This is a genomic window from Enterococcus sp. DIV0970a (genome assembly GCF_051711265.1).
GTDB lineage: Bacteria > Bacillota > Bacilli > Lactobacillales > Enterococcaceae > Enterococcus_D > Enterococcus_D casseliflavus.
Window position 1 is genome coordinate 2,361,693 of the sequence record NZ_JBIOMF010000001.1, and the last position, 22,488, is coordinate 2,384,180.

A 22,488-nucleotide genomic window follows, 5' to 3' on the forward strand; every position below is an offset into this window, starting at 1 on the left:
AAAGCCCCTTTCAGTTCGCTATTTAGCTTGTTTCAACCGTTTGGTCAAATCAATGATTTCGATCGCAAGTTCAAGTTCTAATTGCTGGTTTCCTTTTTGTCTTGCTTCTTGCTGCTGGATTCGTTTTTGATTGATTTCTTCAGCAATGCCCGACTTTTGAAATACCTGCAGAATGTCCTGAAATTCTTGTTCAGTCCCTTCCTCAGAAGCTTTAAGATCTGCAATATCGATCACCATTTTTTTCATTGAATCTTCTTTTAAAAAATCTAAGAACTTTGCTAAAACAAAGTGTTCTTCTGTTTCCATATACGCATCAAACAGCAGATAAAGCTGTTGGTAACGATCATGGATAAAGGATATGCCACTCGCTCGAAAGCGATGGTTTAACGTACTGTCATGAAACAAACGGTACAATAATAATTCTTGTGCTTTTTCTACCTGTGTTTTGGGCTGCTGCCGCGTTGGCGGCGTATAGACCATAGGATTATTGGTTGTTGGCGCTGGCGGCGGTGCATCTTGCCGCGGCTGCTGCTCTTGCCGGTTTTGCTTGAGCTGCTGCTGCAAGGTCTCACGGCTCAAGTTGAACTCTGTGGACAACTGAGTCAAATAACGGTCTTGCTCCAGCAAAGAATCCACCCGCTGTAATTCCTTTAAAACGACTTGGACATAATCTAACTGCTCTTTCTCATTGGCCAAATTTCGATTTGCTCGATGGTAATCCATTTTGAAAGCAAAGACGGTTTCTTTCCCATGTACAGCTAATTTATAAAGAGCTTCTGTCCCATATTTGCGCAAATAGTCATCTGGGTCCATCCGTTCCGGCACTCGAACCACAGATAATTTCAAGCGGCTATTGTTTTGCAAAAGATCGATCCCACGGTTCGTGGCTTCAACCCCTGCACTATCTCCATCGTAACAAAGAATCACTTCTTGTGCCACTCGCTCGATGTGAGCGATCTGCTGATTGGTCAGGCTGGTCCCCATCGAGGCGATCCCATTTTCGATCCCTGCTTGCCAAGCGGCGATCACGTCCATAAATCCTTCAAATAAATACACTTGGCCATCTTTACGCATCGCTCGACGCGCTTTGTCAAAGTTGAAAAGAACCTCGCGTTTATTGAAAAGAATCGTTTCAGGACTATTTAAATATTTTGGTTGGTCTTGATCACCGACTTTTTCGCTTGCTAACCACCGACCAGAAAAACCAATCGTTTTCCCCTGAGGATTGCGGATCGGAAACATGATTCGCTGGTAAAAGCGATCCGCCAGTGAGCCATCGTTGCGCTGAACAAAGAGTCCTGTATCAGGAAAAAACTCTGCTTTGGCTTTTTCATTCAAAAAAACTTTCTCCAAAAACGAGCGTTCATTCGGTGCAAAGCCAATATTGAACTCTTCGATCAGTGCCATCGTCAATCCACGATCTAATAAATAATCAAGCGCTTCTTGTCCAGCAGCCGTATTCACCAACATGTGATGATAGACTTCGGCGGCTTTTTCATGTAACGCAATCAATTGACTCGTTTGTGAGGTCGCTTCATTGATGCCTTCAGACTGCTGATATTGTGGATCAAGAGGAATATCGTTCATTTCTGCTACTTTGACGACTGCTTCTGGAAAACTGATCCCTTCAAGCTCCTGTAAGAAACCATACACATTTCCACCACGACCACAACCAAAGCAATGAAAAATTTGTTTGTCCTCTGCAACGGAAAAAGAAGGTGATTTTTCATTATGGAACGGACACAAACCAAAATAATTTTTTCCAGACTTCTTTAACTGGACATACTGTCCCACGATATCGACGATATTGCTACGTTCGCGAATATCGTCAATGATCGTTTGAGGAATTCGTGCCATCCACTCACCTCCATTTGGTAAGTATTCATCGGTTTACTAGGTAAAAAATCGCACTAATAGATATCAGTGCGAAGAATAATTAGACAGAATCACTCATAATGATTTTACCATATTTTATTTGTATTTCAAGCTTTTTTGTTTCACTTATTTTACAACGCTTATGAAAAGAAACGCGCCGTAACATTGATCTTCCATTGATTCATTTTTATTAAATCAGCGTAGAATAAATTGCCGCCGTTATGATACAGGTGACCACCATTATAAAAAACGGATTGGATGCCCCAGTAACGATAGGTTTGTTCCGTATCATTGCCTAACAATGGAGATAAAACCTCTCTGGAATATGTTTCTGCTAACTCTAAGGTGTTCACTCCCCCTCGGGCAGCGACATAATCAATATAATCTGTACCAAAATTATACGCCTGTACGGCGGTCCAAAGATCGCAGTTCATTTGCTCGGCTTTTTCAATCAACTCAGCTAAATAGGAAACACCTTGTTCGATGCTTTGTTCTGGCGTATCGAACTGATTTTGTTTTCCATAGACACTTTCAGAACTTTGCATCGGGTCGTTGCCTTGTCCTTTTGACTCCGTCAGCATGATGCTCATGGCTAATGACTGATATTCAGAGATGTCGTGGGCTTGCGTCTGTTGCGCGATTGCTTCTTCATACGCATAGACAGCTTTCAATGCCGTGTAGTTTCGATAGACCCAAACCCCTGCCCCGATCAGCAGCAGCACGAGGGCCAGCTTCAGTATAAATCCTAGGAAACGTCGAATTTTTCTCATCAAATACATCCCATCTTTTCTAAGTCAGAATCTATCGTACTATGAAATGAACGGGCTGACTAGAATTTTTTCTCTCCTAAAAAATCCTTAATAAAATCACAAGATTATTTAGAAAAAAACAAGCAATCATAAGCTGACCGAGGGATTGGCGATCTTTCGACAAGAAAAAGGAAACAGCGCTTCTTCAAAAGGAAGCACTGTTTCACTCATCATTATTTTTCGATCGTGGTAACAATACCAGAACCGACTGTTCGTCCACCTTCACGAATCGAGAAGGTCGTTCCATTTTCTACAGCGATCGGATGGATCAATTCCACATCGATCGTTACGTTGTCACCAGGCATCACCATTTCCGTTCCTTCTGGTAAAACGATATTCCCAGTTACGTCCGTTGTACGGAAGTAAAATTGTGGGCGATAGTTATTAAAGAATGGGGTATGGCGACCGCCTTCTTCTTTTGTCAACACATAGACTTCCGCTTGGAATTTCGTATGCGGTGTGATAGAACCTGGTTTTGCTAACACTTGGCCACGTTCAATTTCATCACGGGTGATGCCCCGTAACAATACCCCTACGTTATCGCCAGCTTCTCCGAAGTCCATCGTTTTGCGGAACATTTCTACCCCTGTCACGACTGCTTTTTGTGTTTCAGGTTTGATTCCGACGATTTCTACTTCATCCCCGACTTTTACCATGCCGCGATCGATCCGACCAGAAGCAACGGTCCCCCGTCCTGTGATCGAAAAGACATCTTCGATCGGTAACAACAATGGTTTGTCAGTATCACGTTCTGGCGTTGGGATATATTCATCTACCGTATCCATCAGCGTTAAGATCGCTGCTTCAGCATCTGGGTCCCCTTCCAAGGCTTTTAACGCAGAGCCCTTGATCACAGGAATGTCGTCGCCAGGAAAATCATATTCAGTCAGCAATTCTCTGACTTCCATTTCAACTAAATCGATCAACTCGTCATCATCGACAAGGTCCGTCTTATTCAAAAAGACGATCAAATGTTTCACACCCACTTGACGAGAAAGCAAAATATGCTCCCGTGTTTGTGGCATTGGGCCATCTGTCGCTGATACGACCAAGATTGCGCCGTCCATTTGAGCAGCCCCTGTAATCATATTTTTCACATAATCCGCGTGTCCCGGTGCATCGATATGGGCATAGTGCCGTTTTTCCGTTTCGTATTCCACATGGGCAGTATTGATTGTGATACCACGTTCGCGTTCCTCAGGAGCCGCGTCGATACTTGCGTAATCTTGCGGATTGGCAAGCCCTTTTTTCCCAAGAACTGTGGTAATTGCAGCAGTCAAGGTAGTTTTCCCATGGTCGACGTGTCCAATCGTTCCGATGTTGACATGGGGTTTGCTACGATCATAATGTTGTTTTGCCATATTGTTTCCCTCCTAGAGAAAGTTGAGTCGTTGGTTGACTCGAATCATATTTTTGCGATTTACGCTTCCAAATTCATAAGTATCAACTTATTTTTTGTAAGTTTAAATCTACCCTTATTATAGGTCAAAATTAGTCAAAGTCAAGCAAGAGGTCTCGGCAGCTAATCCCTAAGAATTTCTTTGCTTTTTGTGATCCATTGGACGCAAGCCTAGTTTTTATGAATAATAGAAGATGAGGTGAGAAATGTGAAGAAAATCATTGCAGCGCTGGTTTTTACAGCAATTTTCCTTGGTGGCTGCTTCCTTACTTATGATTATTACTATGGTGGAAGTGACTACTATACAGTTATCAACGATGCGGGCGAACAAGATACCGAAGTCAGTGACGAGGGGGTCGTTGAAAACATCTATCGTTATACGCAAACAGCCTACAGCGCCTCTGGTGAGGTCAAAACGGTCAAAATGAATGAACATCGTTCCGCTCCTTTGAAAGAAGGCGCCTATTTGAAATTATTGGTCAATCCTAATAAAGGTGTTCTGAGCTGGGAAGAAGTTTCGGAAGAAGATGTTCCTAAAGTGGCTCTTGAAAAGCTGACCCATCAATAATTGCTACTGTCGATCAAGCAAGCGTCTATAAAAAAGCAGGACGTCCTCTTTCTAAATGAGGACGCCCTGCTTTTTGGGCTCTATAATTTATGGGCCTGATGAATCAGAATTGATTCTTCAGCTCCATTTTCATTATTGACAAAGAGCCGCTTTTTTGTACTTGTTCTGCCATCTTCTGCTTAGAAACAGCTCTTGTTACATCCGATTGATCACTTCTTCTACATTTTTGATCGTTACGGAAATCGTGCCATCGGGATTATTGATAAATTCGATCAAATTCGGATCTCGGTAAACATCCAAAGGAACGATCAATTCGATTCCATTCGATAATTTTAGTTTTTGCTTACCAAATTTTTTCTCCGAGATCTCACGAACATCCCGCATCATCGGTGCTTGATTGACGAATCCTTTTTCAACCACTTCTTCTTGAAATGAAAGCTGAGCAGTAATATTGTCTTTAAAGACTTTTTGCGCCACTTCACTCACATCGATATGACCAGACTCTTCGATCGTATCGTAGACCGCTTCTTTCAAATCGGCAACAACGTTATAGGTGGGTGTTTCAAATTTCTGACCAATTTTTTCGGCTACTTTTTTGATGACTTTGACATTTTCTTCTAAAGATGGGATCGGTTCGGCATCAATGACTTTTGTTGAAAAGTAGGCGTATTTTTCACCTGAAAAGCTATATTTCTTTTCAATCAGTTCAAAGTCTAAGCTCTCCACATCGATCGTGATTCCTTCATCTGCCTTTTGGGTTTTACCTGCTAGTAAGGCACGATGCAAAATCAAATTATTTTCGATCCCAGCCTCCCCATTATCAATAAAATGCGTATAGCCATCTTGATAATTGACCTTCAAAAAAGCCAGCTGCATTCTTGTATCTAATTCATATAAGACGACAAACGCATCCGCACTTGGCGCATCTTCACTTTCCTTGTACGCTTCATACCAGCGTTGCACGATCGCTTCACTGGCTGCGATAAAGTCGTCTGGTGCTTGTTTGACCAATTGAGCGATCGTTGAAGTTTCGAGTAAACGACCTGTTTTGGTTTGCGGTGTAGCAAGTTTCTGTATTTTCTTCGTCAAATAATCACGAATGTATTCCGTTGTTAAATCAAGTTCAACTTGAGAAAAAACTGGATCGCCTGTTTGACGGTCCACAATGTGTAAAATCGCATGTTTCAAATAAATATCCATTGGTTACGCTCCTTATCCATTTGTCTAGTGTACAAAATAAATAGGCGAACTGACAAGAGCGAATCGGCATTTTCCTTCAACATTCGCTTTCTTTTTAAAAGGTGCAATCATTGGAAATTCCTGCCTCGTCTGCTAAACTAGAAGTATCACAGAAAACGGAGGAATGAACATGAACAGCTATACGTTATCAAACAATGTGACCATCCCTGAGCTAGGCTTTGGCACATGGCAAACACCAGACGGCGACGTTGCCGTAGCATCAGTCAAAAAAGCACTGGAAGTAGGTTACCGCCATATTGATACAGCACAAGGCTATAAAAATGAAGCCAGTGTTGGTCAAGCGATCAAAGAAAGCGGCATTCCCCGCGAAGAGCTTTTCTTGACTACAAAATTATGGAATGCGAACCATTCTTATGATCTTGTGATGTCCTCTTTTGAAGAATCTTTAGAAAAATTACAAACAGACTATATCGATCTTTTCTTGATCCATTGGCCAAATCCAGTGGCTTTTCGCGACAATTGGCAAACAGCGAACGCAGAAACATGGCGTGCTTTTGAAGAGTTGTATCAAGCAGGCAAAATCAAAGCGATCGGCGTCAGCAACTTCTTACCACATCATTTTGAAGAATTGAAAAAAACAGCGACTATCTTCCCAATGGTCAATCAAATTTTCCTTGCACCTGGCGAGTTACAAGAAGAAGTTGTGACTTATTGCCAAGAACACGATGTATTGCTTGAAGCATACAGCCCATTAGGTACTGGGAAGATCTTTGATGTACCAGAAATGAAAGCATTAGCTGAAAAGCATCAAAAATCAATCGCTCAAGTTGCATTACGCTGGTCTTTACAACATGGTTTCTTGCCATTACCAAAATCAGTCACACCAAGTCGGATCGAAGAAAACATTCACGTCTTTGATTTTGAGCTATCTGAAGAGGACATGAAAACGATCGATCAATTAGATGGTGTGGTTGGGAAAGCGACCAATCCAGATACGACAGGGTTTTAATTTCACTCTCTATAAGGAGAAGCCTATGAAGACAACTGATTTGATTCACCTCTCCCCTGCTGTTCAAAAAGCCTTACATGCTGATTTTGTTTTTCTTGTATGGCCAGGCAAAGTCCAACATTTCCCGGCGCGTCAATGGTCGTCTAGCGACTATCAGCAGATGCTGACCGAGAAACTTACTGGGGAACCACGCTTTTTTCTTTGGGAAAACTACTTAGTCGCAACTGGAGAAAATGACCTTTTGGTCCTGATGCCCAAGTACCATCAAATCAATGATCTAGTAGAAACACCAGCGCCGCTTTTTTAGCAGCGTTGGTGTTTTTTCAGGAAGTATATAAATTTTTTTGTATTTTTTCATGAGAATCACTGTTCTTTTCTGCAAATTTTCCTTATAATCGATAGTGATCGAGAGGAGAAGATTATGAAAAAGAAACAATTAGCAAAATTGAAACAACAATTCCGCCCGTCTTATGAAACAGCTCGACAACAGTTGTTTACAGCGATCGAGCGCAAAACAGCAGATAAGTTTGACCTTCCGACGACTGTGTATATCAATCCTAAAAACCAAGAGGAATTATTGATTGAATTGTTGAAGGAAACGCCAAAAGAACAAAAAATCGCTGTTCCTTTAGATGAGAACTTCAAAATCGTCGTGAAACGAATCCAACGCTTAGAAGCTGGTTTGCTTGATCGTTTCAGCGATAACTTAGTCGATGAGATCGCTGCTTACTGGTTGCCGACCAATCCGCAAGAAAGTACGGCACCCGCTCCTGCAAAAGAACCAGCGAAAGTGAAGGAAGAATCAGCACCAGCTGAAGCGGCTGCACCGACTACCTCTGCATCAACTAAAGAAGTAGAAAAAGCAACTGAAACAATGGCTGATACTGCTGACAACACAATGACTTTTTCAGCATTTGCTGAAAAAATCGCAGCATTCCCTAAATTTTCTGCCAAACAATCTTCAGGAGAAACGATCGTGATCGAAGCTTCCCCGAAAGAAGATCGTGTTCTAGCAACGATTTCTGAAACAGAAAGTGATACTTTTACCATCGAAACTGCGCTAGAGCGCAAATACAAAGTAAAATTAGAAGTCATTCCATTGATCGAGGCGTATGCCCACACGGCGATTTCGAAACGATAAACAAAAGGTTCTCTAGACAAATGCCTAGAGAACCTTTTTTAATTGCGTATTTCGGTTAAAAATTTACGGGCTTGCTCTTGGTTCATTTGAGTCGCAGCTCGCAGCTTAGCTGCCAGCTGTTCAATCTCGGTTCCTTTTGCTCCAACTGAAATAGCTAATGAACGGGCTTGCATGCTCATATGACCTTGCTGGATACCTTCTGAAACCAATGCCCGCAACGCTGCCAGATTCTGAACCAACCCGACACTTGCCGCCAGCGAAGCTAACTCACTCGCCGTTTCAACACCAGTCAATGCCAACGCCGCTTGGGCTTTTGGCAATACTTTTGTGGCACCCCCGACTGTGGCGATCGCCAACGGCAGTGTGATACTACCAATCAAACGGTCTTCTACGATTGCCCAGGAAGTCAACCCTTGCACGCGGCCATTACAGGCAGCATAGCCATAACAAGCGGCAGAAACGGCGCGAGTGTCGTTTCCGGTAGCCAAAATCAGCGCTTCAACGCCATTCATGATCCCTTTGTTATGGGTAGCGGCACGATATGGATCGATCTTGGCAAAATCAGCTGCATGAACAATTTTTTCGGCAACTTGTCTGCCATTTCCGTTCTTGCTCAATTTGTCAAAAGGCACCGAGCAAGTGGCTGTTACTAACGATTCCGTAGCGAGATTGCTTAAAATACTAAAGAGAATTTCTTCTTCTGGGAACCATTTGCGAAAAAGCTCTGCCACTCCTTCTAAAATCGAATTGATGATATTGGCGCCCATCGCATCTTTGACATCAACCATTAAATCGATCGACACATAAGCGGTTGCTAAGTCAGATTCTGCTGGCGAGAAGTTCCGACCGATCACTCTTCGCAATCCACCGCCGCGTTTCACGATGGAAGGATACGTCTCATTCGCCACTGCAAAGATCGCTGCTTGCTCGGATTCAACTTTTGCCAAAATCGCTTCCGAATCCTGAACATCCATAAAGACGATCTGGCCCCGAAGCAAACGTTCTTGACTGGTCGTCGTAATGGGCCCAGCCATTTTTGCTCCATTGCTCATCGCTGCGATCACCGAGGGTTCTTCTGTGGCTAACGGGACATTGTATGCTTTGCCATTCACCTTCAGGTTCAGCCCTACGCCTAACGGGATCTCTACTTCACTGATTTGGTTTTCGATCAAGTGATTAGCAGTTTCCTTGTTTAGTGTCATTTCTTGAAAAACTAAGGATTCTGCTGCTGTGATCGCTCCTTGTGCTTCAAGAAAGGCTAATCGTTCATTAGGCGCGAGGGCGTAGAACTTTTTTTTTTCTGTTTTTTCTGATACCGACTCTTCATCAAAATTCGTTTGACTTGCAGTCGCCGAAGGATTTTCTAACAGCATCGCTAGCCCTAATCCGCCACCGACACACAAAGAGGCGATTCCATAGCGCTCTTGGGTGTCTTTTAGCTGATAAGCGACGGTCGTTGCGATCCGCGCGCCAGTCGCTCCAATGGCATGTCCCAGTGAAATGCCCCCGCCGTAACGGTTGACTTTCTTCGGATCCAAACCAAGTTCACGTTCTACTACGATCGAAGAAGCTGCAAAGGCTTCATTGATCTCAAAAATACCGATATCTTCAATCGTCAGTGCTTGCTTTTTCAGTAACGTATCGATTGCTTTGATTGGTGAGATTCCCATGATCTCTGGGGCGAAACCGACTTCGACGATCTCTTTGATCACTGCCAGATAAGGAATCTGATGCTCTTCACAATAGCTTTTTGACGCGATCAAGACCATGGCCGCCCCATCATTGATGGTTGAGGCGTTCCCAGCAGTCACCGTACCGTCTTTTTTGAAAACTGTTTTTAATTCAGCTAATTTTTCGACTGTCGTAGCGGCGCGAATGCCTTCGTCCTGTAAAACGGTTCCTGATTTTTCAGTCAACGGCACGATCTCTTGATCAAATTTCTTTGCTGCCTGCGCTTTGGCAGCTTTCATTTGTGAGTGGTAGGCAAACTCATCTTGCTCTTTGCGAGTGATCCCGTATCTTTCTGCTACCGTCTCAGCCGTCAGTCCCATCGGCTTGCTGCTGAAAGCATCTGTCAATCCGTCATGCATCATTGTTGACACCGGGGCTGAATACTGATCTTCCGCCTTGTTATAATAACTAAAGAGCGGCGCATTCGTCATACTTTCAATCCCACCAGTCAATACGACGGATGCCTTGTTCAATTGAATTTGCTCCATCCCCATTAGAATCGCTTTCATTCCCGAACCACATACTTCGTTGATCGTTGAGGCTGGAATATCTGAGGAAAGTCCACTTTGCAAGGAAACTTGGCGTCCTGGATTTTGACCACTGCCTGCTTGTAGCACATTTCCGATAATCACTTGTGCGATATGTTCTTTTGCTTGTTGGTTTCTTGCCAACAAGGCTTTTGCAGCGACTGTTCCTAATTCTACCGCTGTATATTCTTTTAATGACCCATGGTATTTGCCAATTGGCGTTCTTAGTGCGTCGATAATGACAACTTCTTCCACGTACGTCACCTCCTCTTGAAATATATCATTAAATCCTCCAAAAAAGAATACCCCACATTCGGTTGTCGCACCCTTTTCTACTTTCTTTAATAAAGTTTAAATTCTAATCAATTCTTTTTCATTTTTTTCAAAAAATATGATACCTTAGAACGTGTAGCCTACTAAGTATGTAGAACATAAAGGAGCGACGGAATGAACGTTGGTATTGATAAAATAAATTTCTTTGTCCCCCCCTATTTTATAGATATGGTTGATCTAGCTCACGCCCGAGAGGTAGACCCGAATAAATTTACGATCGGGATCGGTCAAGATCAAATGGCGGTCAATAAAAAAACACAAGATATCGTCACCTTTGCCATGCACGCGGCAAAAGATATCCTTTCGAAAGAAGATTTACAAGCAATTGATATGGTGATCGTCGGAACAGAATCTGGCATCGATGAATCAAAAGCTTCGGCAGTGGTTTTGCATCGCCTATTAGGTATCCAGCCATTTGCACGGTCCTTTGAAATCAAAGAGGCGTGTTACGGCGCAACGGCGGGCTTACAATTTGCCAAAGCCCATGTACAAGCCAATCCACAAAGCAAAGTTTTGGTCGTGGCTTCAGATATCGCCCGTTATGGCTTAGCTTCTGGTGGCGAGCCCACTCAAGGTGTGGGAGCTGTTGCTATGTTGATCTCGGCGGATCCAGCAATTTTGCAGCTTGAAAATGATAATTTGATGTTGACGCAAGATATTTATGATTTTTGGCGTCCAGTAGGACATCAATATCCAATGGTAGATGGTCATTTGTCAAATGCCGTTTATATCGATTCTTTCAAACAAGTTTGGCAAGCCCATTGCGAAAAAAATCAGCGGACAGCAAAAGATTATGCGGCTTTGAGCTTCCATATCCCTTATACAAAAATGGGTAAAAAAGCCTTGTTGGCTGTTTTTGCCGAAGAAGATGAAACAGAACAAAAACGCCTGATGGCTCGCTATGAAGAATCGATCGTTTACAGCCGTCGTACCGGCAACTTGTATACTGGTTCACTGTATCTGGGCTTGATCTCTTTATTGGAAAATTCCTCTAGCCTGCAAGCAAATGATCGAATCGGATTATTTAGCTACGGATCAGGAGCGGTTGCTGAATTTTTCAGCGGCTTGTTGGTACCTGGCTATGAAAAACAGTTGGCGCAAGCGGCACACCAAGCGTTGCTCGATGACCGCCAAAAGCTAACGATCGCTGAATACGAAGCGATGTTCAATGAGACGATCGATATCGATCAAGATCAATCCTTCGAAGATGATCTGCTTTATAGTATTCGTGAAATCAAAAATACCATTCGTTATTATAAAGAAGAAAACGAATGACCCTGAAAAAAACTTTGCTTCTTTTTTAGCTAAAAAGCTTGAAGGAACAAAGTTTTTTTCTTTCTTTGAAAATGATTGAAACAAAACTTGTTTTCCAAACATTTTCTGCATGTTATTCAAAAATTTTCAGATAATTCAGGAAAAACATTTGACAGTCCGCTTTTTTTTGTCTATACTAAAATCAATTCAAGTTTGGAGGAACTTTTTATGTTAAACACGACCGTATCCCCACAACTGAATACCTTTTACTTTAGCTACTTTAGATAGTTTGTATTCATATCACATTATGGATGCAAACCAAAAACGAGTTTTGTTTGTATCTATGATGGCTAAAGCATTTTAACTTGAACTTGCTGCCATGTAGAAAATCTTCTAAATGGTTGCCAATATACGTTTACGCTTGGTATAGGATCGAATCCATTTAGACGATTGTCTGAATGGATTTTTTTGTTCAGGTAAACCCCCATAAAAAAGAGACGATCATAGGAGGAATTACAATGAAAATGAAAAAATGGATCACGACTGGGTTACTGACAGCTTCCCTACTGGCATTGGCAGCTTGCGGAGAATCAAGCAACACTTCGGAAGAAAACGACGGAACAAAAACAGTCGGTGTCTTACAATTGGTCGAACATGGCTCCTTGAATGCAGCCTACGAAGGATTCAAAGAAGGCTTAGCAGAAGCGGGCTACACAGAAGGTGAAAACCTAACGATCGAATACCAAAATGCGCAAAACAGTCAAGACAATTTAAAAAGTATGAGCGAACGCCTAGTGAATGCCTCACCAGATCTTTTATTAGGCATTGCCACCCCTGCTGCTGTATCTTTAGCAAATGAAACGACCGATACCCCAATCGTAGTTACCGCAGTCACTGACTTAGTTGGAGCGAAATTGGCCGATTCAAATGAAGAACCTGGTCGCAACATCACCGGTACTTCAGACATGGTACCGATTGAGCAACAGATCAACTTGCTGTTAAGCATCGTGCCTGATGCCAAAACGATCGGCATTATGTATAACGCAGGTGAAGCCAATTCAAAAATCCAAGCTGACTTGGCAGAAGAAGCCTTAAAAGCTGCGGGCGTTGATGTAAAAGTATTGACCGCCAATACAACCAATGATGTGCAACAAGTAACCACCAGCCTTGCAAAAGATGTTGACGGCATTTATGTTCCAACAGATAATACCTTTGCCTCTGCTGCTGCAATCGTCGGCGAAGTGGCCAAAGAAACCAAAACACCGATCGTCGCTGGTTCCGTAGAACAAGTCGATGATGGTGCCCTAGCAACTTACGGTATTGATTATAAATCCCTTGGCATTCAAACAGGGAAACTAGCAGCGAAAATTTTGGATGGCGATGCAGAGCCAGCAACGACGCCCGTTGAAACAGCGGATAATTTAGAGTTAGTCGTCAATGAAGAGATGGCTGCTGCTTTAGGAATTGATCCTGCCAGCATCACTGCACCAGAATAACCATACTAACTTAGATTTGAGGAAATCATATGAATTTAGTCGACACATTATTGCTCTTACTACAATCTGCCACCTCTCAAGGGATCCTTTGGGCATTGCTGGCGATCGGGGTATTTTTGACCTTCCGAATTTTAGATATCGCTGATTTAACTGCAGAAGGGAGTTTCCCCTTAGGCGCAGGGATCGCAGCAATCAGTATTACGAATGGTCTCTCGCCTATTTTAGCGAGTCTGATGGGCTTTGGCGGCGGCATGGTAGCCGGCTTAGTATCTGGTCTGCTGCACACAAAACTAAAAATCCCTGCCTTATTGGCGGGGATCATCACGATGACTGGACTGTATTCCATCACAAATCGTGTGATGGGTGCTCCCAACATCGCCTTGCTGGGACAAGACACGGTCTTCACCCAATTTCAAGCCATGGGACTGACCAAAAACAATGCCGTGATTCTTGCAGGCTTTCTCTTCGCAGCAATCGTCATTTTGTGCTTGTTCCTCTTTTTCCGTACAGAAATCGGCTTAGCGTTGCGAGCGACGGGCGACAATTTAGCTATGAGCGAGGCCAACGGCATCAACACTGATAACATGAAGATTATCGGCTATATGATCTCTAACGGCTGTATCGCCCTCTCTGGTGCCCTCTTAGCCCAAAACAATGGCTTCGCTGATTTGAACTCAGGGATCGGTACAATCGTGATCGGTTTAGCATCGATCATTATTGCAGAAGTTTTATTTGCCAATAAATCTTTGCTTTTGCGATTGATCACCATCGTGATCGGGGCAATCGTTTATCGCTTTATCTTGGCCGTCGTATTTGAATTCAATGTCGAGGCCAACGATATCAAATTGGCATCTGCAATCGTCTTAGTCATCTGCCTCTCCTTACCGCAGCTTCGTTCAAAACTAGGACTCAAAAAGATGCTGCCAAAAACCAAAGGAGGCCAATCCTAATGACTTCAGTCTTAACAATCGAGAATCTACACCAAATCTTTGAAAAAGGAACGATCAATGAAAACCATGTCTTGCGAGGCATTGACCTGACGATGAATACCGGTGATTTTATTACGATCATCGGTGGGAATGGTGCTGGAAAATCGACCCTCTTAAACAGTATCGCAGGAACGATCCCAACAGAACAAGGAAAAATCACCTTAGATGGGAAAGACATTACTCGTTTATCCGTGACCAAACGGTCAAAAGATATTAGTCGGGTCTTTCAAGATCCACGTATGGGGACCGCGGTTCGTTTGACCGTTGAAGAAAATTTAGCATTGGCTTACAAACGCGGCCAAGTCCGCGGATTTGCAACAGGCGTCAAAGCGAAAAACCGCGCGTTTTTCCAAGAGAAGTTAGCCAGCCTAAACTTAGGCTTAGAAAATCGCCTTTCTGCTGAGATCGGTTTGCTATCAGGCGGACAGCGTCAAGCCATCACCCTCTTGATGGCAACGTTGCAGCAGCCTAAATTGATTTTATTAGATGAACATACCGCGGCCCTTGATCCTAAAACCTCATTGACGGTCATGGCATTGACCGATCAGTTGATTCGGTCCCAACAGTTGACGGCTTTCATGGTCACTCATGACATGGAAGATGCCATTCGTTATGGCAATCGCCTGATCATGCTTCATCAAGGCAAGATCGTCGTAGACATTGCCGGTGAGCAAAAGCAGCATTTGACGGTCCCTGAATTGATGGAAATGTTCCATCAAAATAGTGGTGCTGAGTTGAAAGATGACCAACTGCTCTTACGCTCTTAACAAGCAAAAAAGGCACGTAGAAAGAATCCTCCTTTTGTAGTGACCCCAAAAAGTTAGACTTTTATGGAGTGGAGAAATCCACTCCTTTTTTGTACGATAAAATTAACTGTTAGACAGCTGTTTTTACAGCTTCTCGAAACTGAACCGGACTTCGCCAATTTAATTTCTTTTTGATGCGTTTATGGTTGTAATAATAGATATATTGGTCAATTTTTGTTTTCAATTCATCTAAACTCCGATAGACTTCTCCATAAAAAATCTCTTGCTTTAATAAACCAAAGAAGTTTTCCATAGGTGAGTTATCTAAACAATTCCCTTTACGAGACATACTCTGGAAGATTTTATGCTGCTTCAATTTATTCTTATAAGCATTCATTTGATAGGCCCATCCTTGATCTGAATGGAAGGTTCTACGAAATGGGCAATCATTTGTCATCTGGATTGCTTCTTCTAATCCTTCCATTATGGCTAGTGCGTTTGGTTTTTCAGAAATCCGATAAGATAGAATTTCACTATTGTAGAAATCCATGAAAGGATCTAAATACAGCTTTTTCTGACGAACGACACCTGTGGTGTCTACTTCATAATACTTAAACTCTGTGGTGTCAGTTGTAATTTTTTGGTGACAGATATTTGTATAGAACCGACGATGAATACGATTTTTGGCGACAGTACCAACCTTCCCACGATAAGAATTGTACCGTCGAGATTTTCGAGTGTAAGACTTTACTTCGATACCTAGTTTTTTTATCAGACGTTGAATCTTCTTTTTATTGACATGAATCCCTTGATTCTCTAATTCTTTTTTTAGTCGCAGACAGCCATAGTCTTTATGCTCCTTGCGAATTTCAAGGATTTTTTCTTCAATTTCTTGGTCTGGGTTTGGTCTGTCAAACCGTTTCTGCCAATACATATAGGTTGCTTTAGGAAATTTCAATGTTTCAAGAAGCTCAACTAGTTTGAATGATCCTCGGAGGCTGGCGATGATTCGTGCGATTGATTCTTGCGTCTTTGCTGGGCTTCCTGTTTTCGCAGCTTCCTCAACTCTTTTAAAAAGGCATTCTCAATTTGAAGGGATCGGACTTGCTTTTCTAATGCCTTGATACGATCGCGTTCTTCAGTTGTTGTATTTTCTTTTTTGTTTTCTTTTTTTCTAGCCAAAGTAAGTGGTCGCCCTTTCTCTTTTGAGAGCCCCTCAATACCTGCTTCTCTGAAATTACGCATCCAATTGGCAATAAGCGCAGGGTTGTTCATTTCTAAAGTGCTGGCAACTTCTCGATAGGACATCTCACTTGTTTGATATAACTCTAGCGCATTTAACTTAAATTGAACAAAATATTTCTGATTTTGATGCTTTCTCAATAGACCTTCCTCTCCGTATTCACGATAGGCATTCACCCAATCACTTACTTGAGACTTGCTTGAAATAACGTATTTGTTGGCAAGATACCGATATCCACCCACGCCACTAAGATATTCTTTAACGATTTTTAGTTTTAATTCAAAAGCATATTTTGCCATACAAATAACGACCCCCAAAAGTTAGATTTTTTGGTCTAACTTTTGGGGGTCGCTTCATTTCTACGTGCCTTTTGCTGTAATCACACTGCTTGCAAAAGCCTTACTTCGCTTCATTTTCTGCAATGATGTCCGTTACCTTCATCAAGCGAGTCAATGTTGCTCGTTCGTCTTCTGCCAGATTGCTTTCGATGTATTGAATGGTTTCTGTCAGCTTGGGAATCGTCATATACTCTAACGCATTGACTCTTCGTCTCGTCCGTTCGATCTCATTGGCCATCAGTTGACAGGTTTTCTCGATCTCGGCCAACTGCAGCATCACTGGTAGCATTTGATCCAGATGGGACAACGAGAGATCCAGCTCACTGGTGGTACTCACAAAACCGTAGGAAAAATCATCATCCGAGCTTTCTTCTTCGTAAACAGGGTTCAACACTGGCACATCCATATTCATGATGGTTCGGCTTTGCACATCTAAGGTCACTTTATTCAAAGGGATCATAAAGGCTTCTTGCAAAACGACATCGGGAATACTACTAGAAGCCAGCACATACTCTTCCATTCCTGCTTGCAATGCGGTCTCCATCTTTTTGCGAAGTTCCTGGTTTTTCTTTACTAGCTGAATGAACTGACGTACTAGCTCATCTTGCTTGTCTTTCAATAATTTGTGACCACGGGTTGCCGTCGTCAGCCGCTTTTTCAAACGACTTAGTTCCATCCGTGTCGGATTGACATTTAAGATCGCCATTAAGAACTCACATCCTCGTCCGTCGGGTAATAGGCGTCGATAAATTCTTCTTTGATACGGCTCAACTCTTGTTTTGGCAAGGTAGCTAATAGCTTCCAGCCCAAATCTAACGTTTCTTCAATCGTCCGATTGGTTTCAAATCCTTGATTGACGTACTCTTTTTCAAAAAGATCAGCAAAGCGCGCGTACTTTTTATCAAGATCAGATAAGGCAGACTCTCCTAAAACGATCGATAACTCTTTGGCAGCTTTCCCATCGGAATAGGCGGCATAAATTTGATTCATCGTTGCCGCATGATCGGCACGGGTCTTACCTTCTCCCGTTCCTTTGTCCTTCAACCGTGAAAGACTTGGCAAAATATCCACTGGCGGGTTGATATTGCGCTTGTAAAGGTCTCGCGACAAAATAATTTGTCCTTCCGTGATATAGCCGGTCAAATCAGGAATCGGGTGGGTTTTATCGCCATCTGGCATCGTTAAGATCGGTATTTGTGTGACCGATCCTTCTTTGCCCATCAAACGTCCTGCCCGTTCATACAGCGTCGCTAAATTGGTGTACAGATACCCTGGATAGCCGCGACGTCCTGGAACTTCTCGGCGGGCAGCGGAGATTTCTCGCAACGCTTCACAGTAATTCGTCATATCGGTCATGATCACTAAGACGTGCATGCCTTTTTCAAAAGCCAAATACTCTGCTGCGGTCAATGCCATCTTAGGTGTAGCGATCCGTTCGATTGCTGGATCATTGGCAAGGTTCATAAACAAAACAGAACGATCTAACGCACCGGTTTTGCGGAATTCATCCACGAAAAATTCAGCTTCTTCAAAAGGGATCCCAATTGCTGCGAAGACGATCGCGAAATTGCCTTCTTGGCTAGGTACTGTTGCTTGTCGTGCGATTTGAGCAGCGATCTCTTTATGAGGCAAACCAGACGCAGAAAAGATTGGTAGTTTTTGTCCACGAACTAATGTATTTAAATGATCGATCGTTGAGATCCCCGTTTGGATAAATTCATCTGGGAAGTCTCGCGCCATCGGATTGATGGCTTCACCGTTTACATCGATGCGTTTTTCTGGCAAGATTCTCGGGCCGTTATCTTTTGGTTTTCCTAAACCGTCAAACACCCGACCCATCATATCTAGAGAAACCCCTAGGGTCAAACCAGTCCCTAGAAACCTTGCTTTGCTTTCTTCTGCACTCAAATTACTGGTACCTTCAAAGACTTGGACAACAGCATTGTCATCACTGACTTCCAGTACTTGTCCTTGACGGATCTCACCTGTGTCCATGCGGACCTCAACGAGTTCGTCAAATTTCACGCCTCGAACATTTTCGACCACCATTAAGGGGCCAGCAATTTCGGAAACTGTACGATATTCTTTTAACATCAATGAACACCTCCAGTTTCAATGATTCGTTGTAACATTTCTTTGATGTCATGCTTGATCGTATCCAAGCGAGTCAATTCTTCTTCAGGAATGTATTTGCTGCGGGCGATGCGCTCACGCAGATCAACCGTTCCTTTGGTGATCTCATCTAAGTAAGCACCTAGCTGCAATGCACGCTGTGCTTGTTCATTAAAGTAGAGAATGTTTTCCAGCATTTTGAACTGCTTATTACGAGATGTATACGTGTCAACGTCATCAAAGGCGTTTTGCTGCAAGTAGTCTTGTCTTAAAGAACGAGCAGTCATCATCGTCAAGCGGTCTTTTTGGGAAAGAGAATCCATCCCTACCAGCTGAACGATTTCTTCTAATCGGCTTTCCTCTTGGAGAATCGCCATTGATTCATTGACTAGCTCCGACCAGCGATCACCTAATAATTGATCCAAATAAGAATTGATTTGATCCTCATAAAGGGAATAGGAATTCATCCAGTTGATGGATGGAAAATGCCGTTTTTGCGCCAGCATGCTATCCAATGCCCAAAAGACTTTCACGATTCGCAAGGTATTTTGAGTGACCGGTTCTGAGATGTCTCCTCCAGCAGGTGAAACCGCACCAATTGCGGTAATGCTTCCTTCTCGAGGCTGCGTGCCTAATGAATGGAAACGCCCTGCTCGCTCATAGTATTCCGCAATTCGACTTCCAAGGTAAGCCGGATAGCCTTCATCTCCTGGGATCTCTTGCAATCGGCCACTCATTTCCCGCAGTGCTTCTGCCCAACGAGAAGTTGAATCTGCCATGATGGCAACACTATAGCCCATGTCGCGGTAATATTCCGCGATCGTGATTCCTGTATAGATCGAGGCTTCCCGAGCAGCAACTGGCATATTCGACGTATTGGCGATCAATACCGTTCGTTCCATGATCGACTTGCCGGTATTCGGATCGATCAACTCAGGAAATTCGTTCATGACATCCCGCATTTCGTTGCCCCGCTCACCGCAACCGACATAGACCACGATATCCACATCTGACCATTTAGCGATCTGATGCTGAACGACTGTTTTTCCAGCACCAAAAGGTCCAGGAACAGCAGCTGAGCCGCCTTTTGCCACTGGAAAATAGGTGTCGATGACTCGCTGTCCAGTGACTAGCGGTTCGCCTGGATTTAATTTAGCAGTAACTGGCCGCGGTTGACGAACCGGCCATTTCTGAACCATCGTCAAGGATTTTTCACCATCGATGGTTTCTAAAACACAGATCACTTCAGTAATCGCAAAATTTCCCACCATAATTTCTTTGACGGTTCCTTCATAGTTTGGTGGCACCATGATCTTATGCTCGATCACCGAAGTTTCTTGTACTGAACCTAAAATATCACCGGCTTGTACAGTATCGCCGACTTGTACTTGTGGGACGAAGGTCCATTTCTTTTGGCGATTCAGTGGATCGATGGTGACCCCCCGCTCCAAAAAATCACTCTCTGTTTGCGACATAAACGTATCTAATGGTCGTTGGATCCCATCAAACATCTGAGTCAACAAACCTGGTGCTAGTTCGACAGACAATGGTGCGCCTGTCGTTTCTACGGGCTCGCCTGGTCCGATCCCCGCTGTTTCTTCGTATACTTGGATCGAAACCAGCCCTTTTTTGATCTCAATGATCTCACCGATAAGGCCCTTGTCACTGACTTTGCAGATTTCGTGGATTTTTGCGCCACTTAATCCTGAGGCGGTGACCAGTGGTCCCGATACTTTTTCAATTGTGCCAAATGCCACATTTATTCCTCCTAGCTGGCTGACTTGTCTGTTATGAATCTAATATATTCATTCCTACCGCTTTTTCCACATTTTGCTGAATTCGTGCCATGCCGATCCCTAAACTACCCGTGCTACTTGGAATCGGAATGATCGCTGGTGTCGGTACTTCTTCGTAACGACGAACGATCGGTTCTAATTGCTCGATCAACCGCTCGGTCAAAAAGATCACACCATACGCTTCAGCCATCTCTTCTAATTGTTGGGCGGCTTCATCCAAATCGCTGACTGGAAAGATATCGATCCCCAGCCCTTTGAAAGGCAAGATCGAGTTCTTACCACCCATCATTGCTATTTTTTTATGCATAACTATCACGCACCCGACTTCTTAAAATCTCTTCTGGCACCTTATTGATTTTACCAATCAAGAGAATACGCAAATTCTTGCTTTCAATTTCCTTGGCATACAAATACCCTGCCAATGCTGATGGCCCAAAAGGCACGATTTTTTGTTCTTTGAGCTTCGCCATTAGAAAATTGTCTTTGCGTATATCAAAGGTATTCAAGGTCTTCTTTTCCACCAATTCTTCATAACTATGATTGATCAGCTCTTTATAAGGGGTTCCTTGCAAGTATCCCACAAACGCCTCAAGAGAAGTCGTGATTTCTGCTAACAACTCACTTGCAGGTAAATTCCCATGGTCGGCTAAAACTGCGCTGATAAAGCCGCGCTTGCGTTTCATCGCGTAACTGCGCAACGTTGTTGAAATATTGAAGATATCGATTTGACGGCGAATCAAGCTTTGCAGCAACTCGTCTTGGTATTCTTTACCGATCGTCCATAATTGCTCCCAATAATGGTTGTCAAAGATGATATCGATGGACTGGACTTCATGATAGTTCTCAATATAAGAGAAGACTTCTTCCACACAGGCAACCATTTCTTGCGCGACCTGAGTACTTTTTCTGGTCTTGACCAGATCTTTAAGGACGGAAAGTGGCTGGGTGCCGATTGGGACGAGATACGCCGAAAAATCTTCTTGCATATACGCCGCTTTTACTAAAACTTTCAGATTTTGATAGTCATATTTCAAAGCAAAGAAATCAACGATCGCTTTTTCTGGTGTCAACTGATACATCGTTTCGTATACCCGTTTCAACTCAGCCATCAGGACTTGTTCAAAATCGTGTACACGATCATCTTCATTGATGAAGTCACCATAAACCGTTTCTTGCAGCATCCCATAGATTTCCTCTGCGCTGGCAGCTGAGAGCATTCGCTCATAGCGACTACGATCGAATAATTGCGATTCATACGTCCGAATTCTCGTATTCAACGTATTATATTTGATGTCATTCATCTGTTTGCACCTGCTTACTGTTCAAAAATCAATTGCAGTAACGTATTGCTTAACTCTTCTTTGTTAGCTTCTAGTAGCGCATCAAAGGTAAAATTCAACTCAATTGCTTCTTGTCGCAACAAAAAGCCACCCTTGCGAGGGATCGTCTTATTTACCAATTTCAGCTGAACCTCTGGGACCGATGCTTGCAACTTAGTAAGGATTTCCTCATCTACGAAATGACGGGACTTCTCGCCTAAAAGCAACTCAACCTCACCAGTTAACCGTGCATTCGCCAAGCCTTTCGCGATAAACGTGTAAAATGCTGCTTGATCCATCGTGTTTAAACGGGTCAGAGCCTCAGAAAACAGCTCATCTAAGACGGACTGCTTTGCTGCCAAGACCTTGTTTCTTGATTGGATATGCACATCTGAGATTTCCAAATACATCGCAGCACGTTTTTCTTTTTCATAAAAAGCTAACCGTTCATTAAGCTCTTTTTCTAACTGTGCTCGTTTTAAATTTTCTTGGTTTTCACTTTCTTTTTGTGCTTCTTTGATTTGAAGCTGGTATTTCTTTTCCGCATCAGCGGTTATTTTGTCAGTTAAACGTGTAATATCAGACATTCACTTTTCCCTCCTC

At 43.1% G+C, this 22,488-nt stretch carries 21 protein-coding genes; 8 read left to right on the forward strand and 13 right to left on the reverse strand.

Annotated features, from left to right (window positions below):
- Positions 1-18: 18 nt before the first annotated feature.
- From dnaG to tuf, 3 genes are all read right to left on the reverse strand, one after another.
- Complete coding sequence (gene dnaG, locus IGK14_RS11300; RefSeq protein WP_438712253.1) at positions 19-1,857, reverse strand: DNA primase; 1,839 nt, start codon at positions 1,855-1,857, stop codon at positions 19-21.
- Between the two features lie 158 nt (positions 1,858-2,015).
- Complete coding sequence (locus tag IGK14_RS11305) at positions 2,016-2,645, reverse strand: lysozyme family protein (RefSeq protein ID WP_005229291.1); 630 nt, start codon at positions 2,643-2,645, stop codon at positions 2,016-2,018.
- Positions 2,646-2,857: 212 nt separating this feature from the next.
- Positions 2,858-4,045, reverse strand: a complete 1,188-nt coding sequence (tuf, locus tag IGK14_RS11310; protein ID WP_005229289.1) for an elongation factor Tu — start codon at positions 4,043-4,045, stop codon at positions 2,858-2,860.
- A gap of 246 nt (positions 4,046-4,291) precedes the next feature.
- Between tuf and IGK14_RS11315 the strand changes: the two genes are divergently transcribed.
- Positions 4,292-4,651, forward strand: coding sequence for a YxeA family protein (locus IGK14_RS11315; RefSeq protein ID WP_010749220.1), 360 nt, complete (start codon positions 4,292-4,294; stop codon positions 4,649-4,651).
- A gap of 195 nt (positions 4,652-4,846) precedes the next feature.
- Here IGK14_RS11315 and IGK14_RS11320 read toward each other — a convergent pair whose 3' ends face one another.
- Positions 4,847-5,851, reverse strand: a complete 1,005-nt coding sequence (locus tag IGK14_RS11320; RefSeq protein ID WP_005229284.1) for a nucleoid-associated protein — start codon at positions 5,849-5,851, stop codon at positions 4,847-4,849.
- Positions 5,852-6,014: 163 nt separating this feature from the next.
- Here IGK14_RS11320 and IGK14_RS11325 point away from each other — a divergent pair, with 163 nt between their 5' ends.
- The 3 genes from IGK14_RS11325 (at position 6,015) to IGK14_RS11335 (ending at position 8,001) form a co-directional block, all read left to right on the forward strand.
- Complete coding sequence (locus tag IGK14_RS11325) at positions 6,015-6,860, forward strand: aldo/keto reductase (protein ID WP_005229282.1); 846 nt, start codon at positions 6,015-6,017, stop codon at positions 6,858-6,860.
- A 25-nt stretch (positions 6,861-6,885) separates the two neighbouring features.
- On the forward strand, positions 6,886-7,167 hold the full coding sequence (locus tag IGK14_RS11330; protein WP_010749218.1) for a hypothetical protein: 282 nt from the start codon (positions 6,886-6,888) through the stop codon (positions 7,165-7,167).
- A gap of 114 nt (positions 7,168-7,281) precedes the next feature.
- Positions 7,282-8,001, forward strand: coding sequence for a hypothetical protein (locus IGK14_RS11335; protein ID WP_010749217.1), 720 nt, complete (start codon positions 7,282-7,284; stop codon positions 7,999-8,001).
- Between the two features lie 38 nt (positions 8,002-8,039).
- Here the strand turns inward: IGK14_RS11335 and IGK14_RS11340 are convergent, their stop codons facing one another.
- On the reverse strand, positions 8,040-10,514 hold the full coding sequence (locus IGK14_RS11340) for a hydroxymethylglutaryl-CoA reductase, degradative (protein ID WP_010749216.1): 2,475 nt from the start codon (positions 10,512-10,514) through the stop codon (positions 8,040-8,042).
- A gap of 192 nt (positions 10,515-10,706) precedes the next feature.
- On the opposite strand from IGK14_RS11340, the gene IGK14_RS11345 reads away from it, so the two are divergent.
- The 4 genes from IGK14_RS11345 (at position 10,707) to IGK14_RS11360 (ending at position 15,098) form a co-directional block, all read left to right on the forward strand.
- A complete protein-coding gene (locus IGK14_RS11345) occupies positions 10,707-11,867 on the forward strand; it encodes a hydroxymethylglutaryl-CoA synthase (RefSeq protein ID WP_010749215.1) in 1,161 nt (386 codons plus the stop codon).
- A gap of 497 nt (positions 11,868-12,364) precedes the next feature.
- Positions 12,365-13,342 (forward strand): ABC transporter substrate-binding protein, encoded by a 978-nt coding sequence (locus IGK14_RS11350; RefSeq protein WP_010749214.1) that lies wholly within the window; start codon positions 12,365-12,367, stop codon positions 13,340-13,342.
- 29 nt (positions 13,343-13,371) lie between these two features.
- On the forward strand, positions 13,372-14,292 hold the full coding sequence (locus tag IGK14_RS11355; protein WP_154694532.1) for an ABC transporter permease: 921 nt from the start codon (positions 13,372-13,374) through the stop codon (positions 14,290-14,292).
- Entirely contained in the window at positions 14,292-15,098 is an 807-nt protein-coding gene (locus IGK14_RS11360) for an ABC transporter ATP-binding protein (protein ID WP_010749212.1), read from the forward strand. Before IGK14_RS11355 ends, IGK14_RS11360 begins: the two co-directional genes overlap by 1 nt.
- 109 nt (positions 15,099-15,207) lie before the next feature.
- On the opposite strand, the gene IGK14_RS11365 is transcribed toward IGK14_RS11360, so the two are convergent.
- From IGK14_RS11365 to IGK14_RS11400, 8 genes are all read right to left on the reverse strand, one after another.
- Positions 15,208-16,095: an IS3 family transposase gene (locus IGK14_RS11365; RefSeq protein WP_412059281.1), complete on the reverse strand. Its 888-nt coding sequence runs from the start codon at positions 16,093-16,095 to the stop codon at positions 15,208-15,210.
- Positions 16,053-16,619 (reverse strand): transposase, encoded by a 567-nt coding sequence (locus tag IGK14_RS11370; RefSeq protein WP_438712259.1) that lies wholly within the window; start codon positions 16,617-16,619, stop codon positions 16,053-16,055. The genes IGK14_RS11365 and IGK14_RS11370 overlap by 43 nt, the downstream gene beginning before the upstream one ends.
- Before the next feature lie 100 nt (positions 16,620-16,719).
- Entirely contained in the window at positions 16,720-17,364 is a 645-nt protein-coding gene (locus IGK14_RS11375; RefSeq protein WP_005229243.1) for a V-type ATP synthase subunit D, read from the reverse strand.
- The gene (locus IGK14_RS11380) at positions 17,364-18,752 is read right to left on the reverse strand and encodes a V-type ATP synthase subunit B (protein ID WP_005237151.1); all 1,389 of its coding nucleotides are present in this window, start codon (positions 18,750-18,752) and stop codon (positions 17,364-17,366) included. The genes IGK14_RS11375 and IGK14_RS11380 overlap by 1 nt, the downstream gene beginning before the upstream one ends.
- Positions 18,752-20,527, reverse strand: a complete 1,776-nt coding sequence (locus IGK14_RS11385; RefSeq protein WP_010749209.1) for a V-type ATP synthase subunit A — start codon at positions 20,525-20,527, stop codon at positions 18,752-18,754. The genes IGK14_RS11380 and IGK14_RS11385 overlap by 1 nt, the downstream gene beginning before the upstream one ends.
- Before the next feature lie 31 nt (positions 20,528-20,558).
- A complete protein-coding gene (locus IGK14_RS11390) occupies positions 20,559-20,873 on the reverse strand; it encodes a V-type ATP synthase subunit F (RefSeq protein ID WP_005229240.1) in 315 nt (104 codons plus the stop codon).
- Complete coding sequence (locus tag IGK14_RS11395) at positions 20,866-21,867, reverse strand: V-type ATP synthase subunit C (RefSeq protein WP_005229238.1); 1,002 nt, start codon at positions 21,865-21,867, stop codon at positions 20,866-20,868. The genes IGK14_RS11390 and IGK14_RS11395 overlap by 8 nt, the downstream gene beginning before the upstream one ends.
- A 14-nt stretch (positions 21,868-21,881) precedes the next feature.
- Positions 21,882-22,472: a V-type ATP synthase subunit E gene (locus tag IGK14_RS11400; RefSeq protein ID WP_010749208.1), complete on the reverse strand. Its 591-nt coding sequence runs from the start codon at positions 22,470-22,472 to the stop codon at positions 21,882-21,884.
- Positions 22,473-22,488 lie beyond the last annotated feature (16 nt).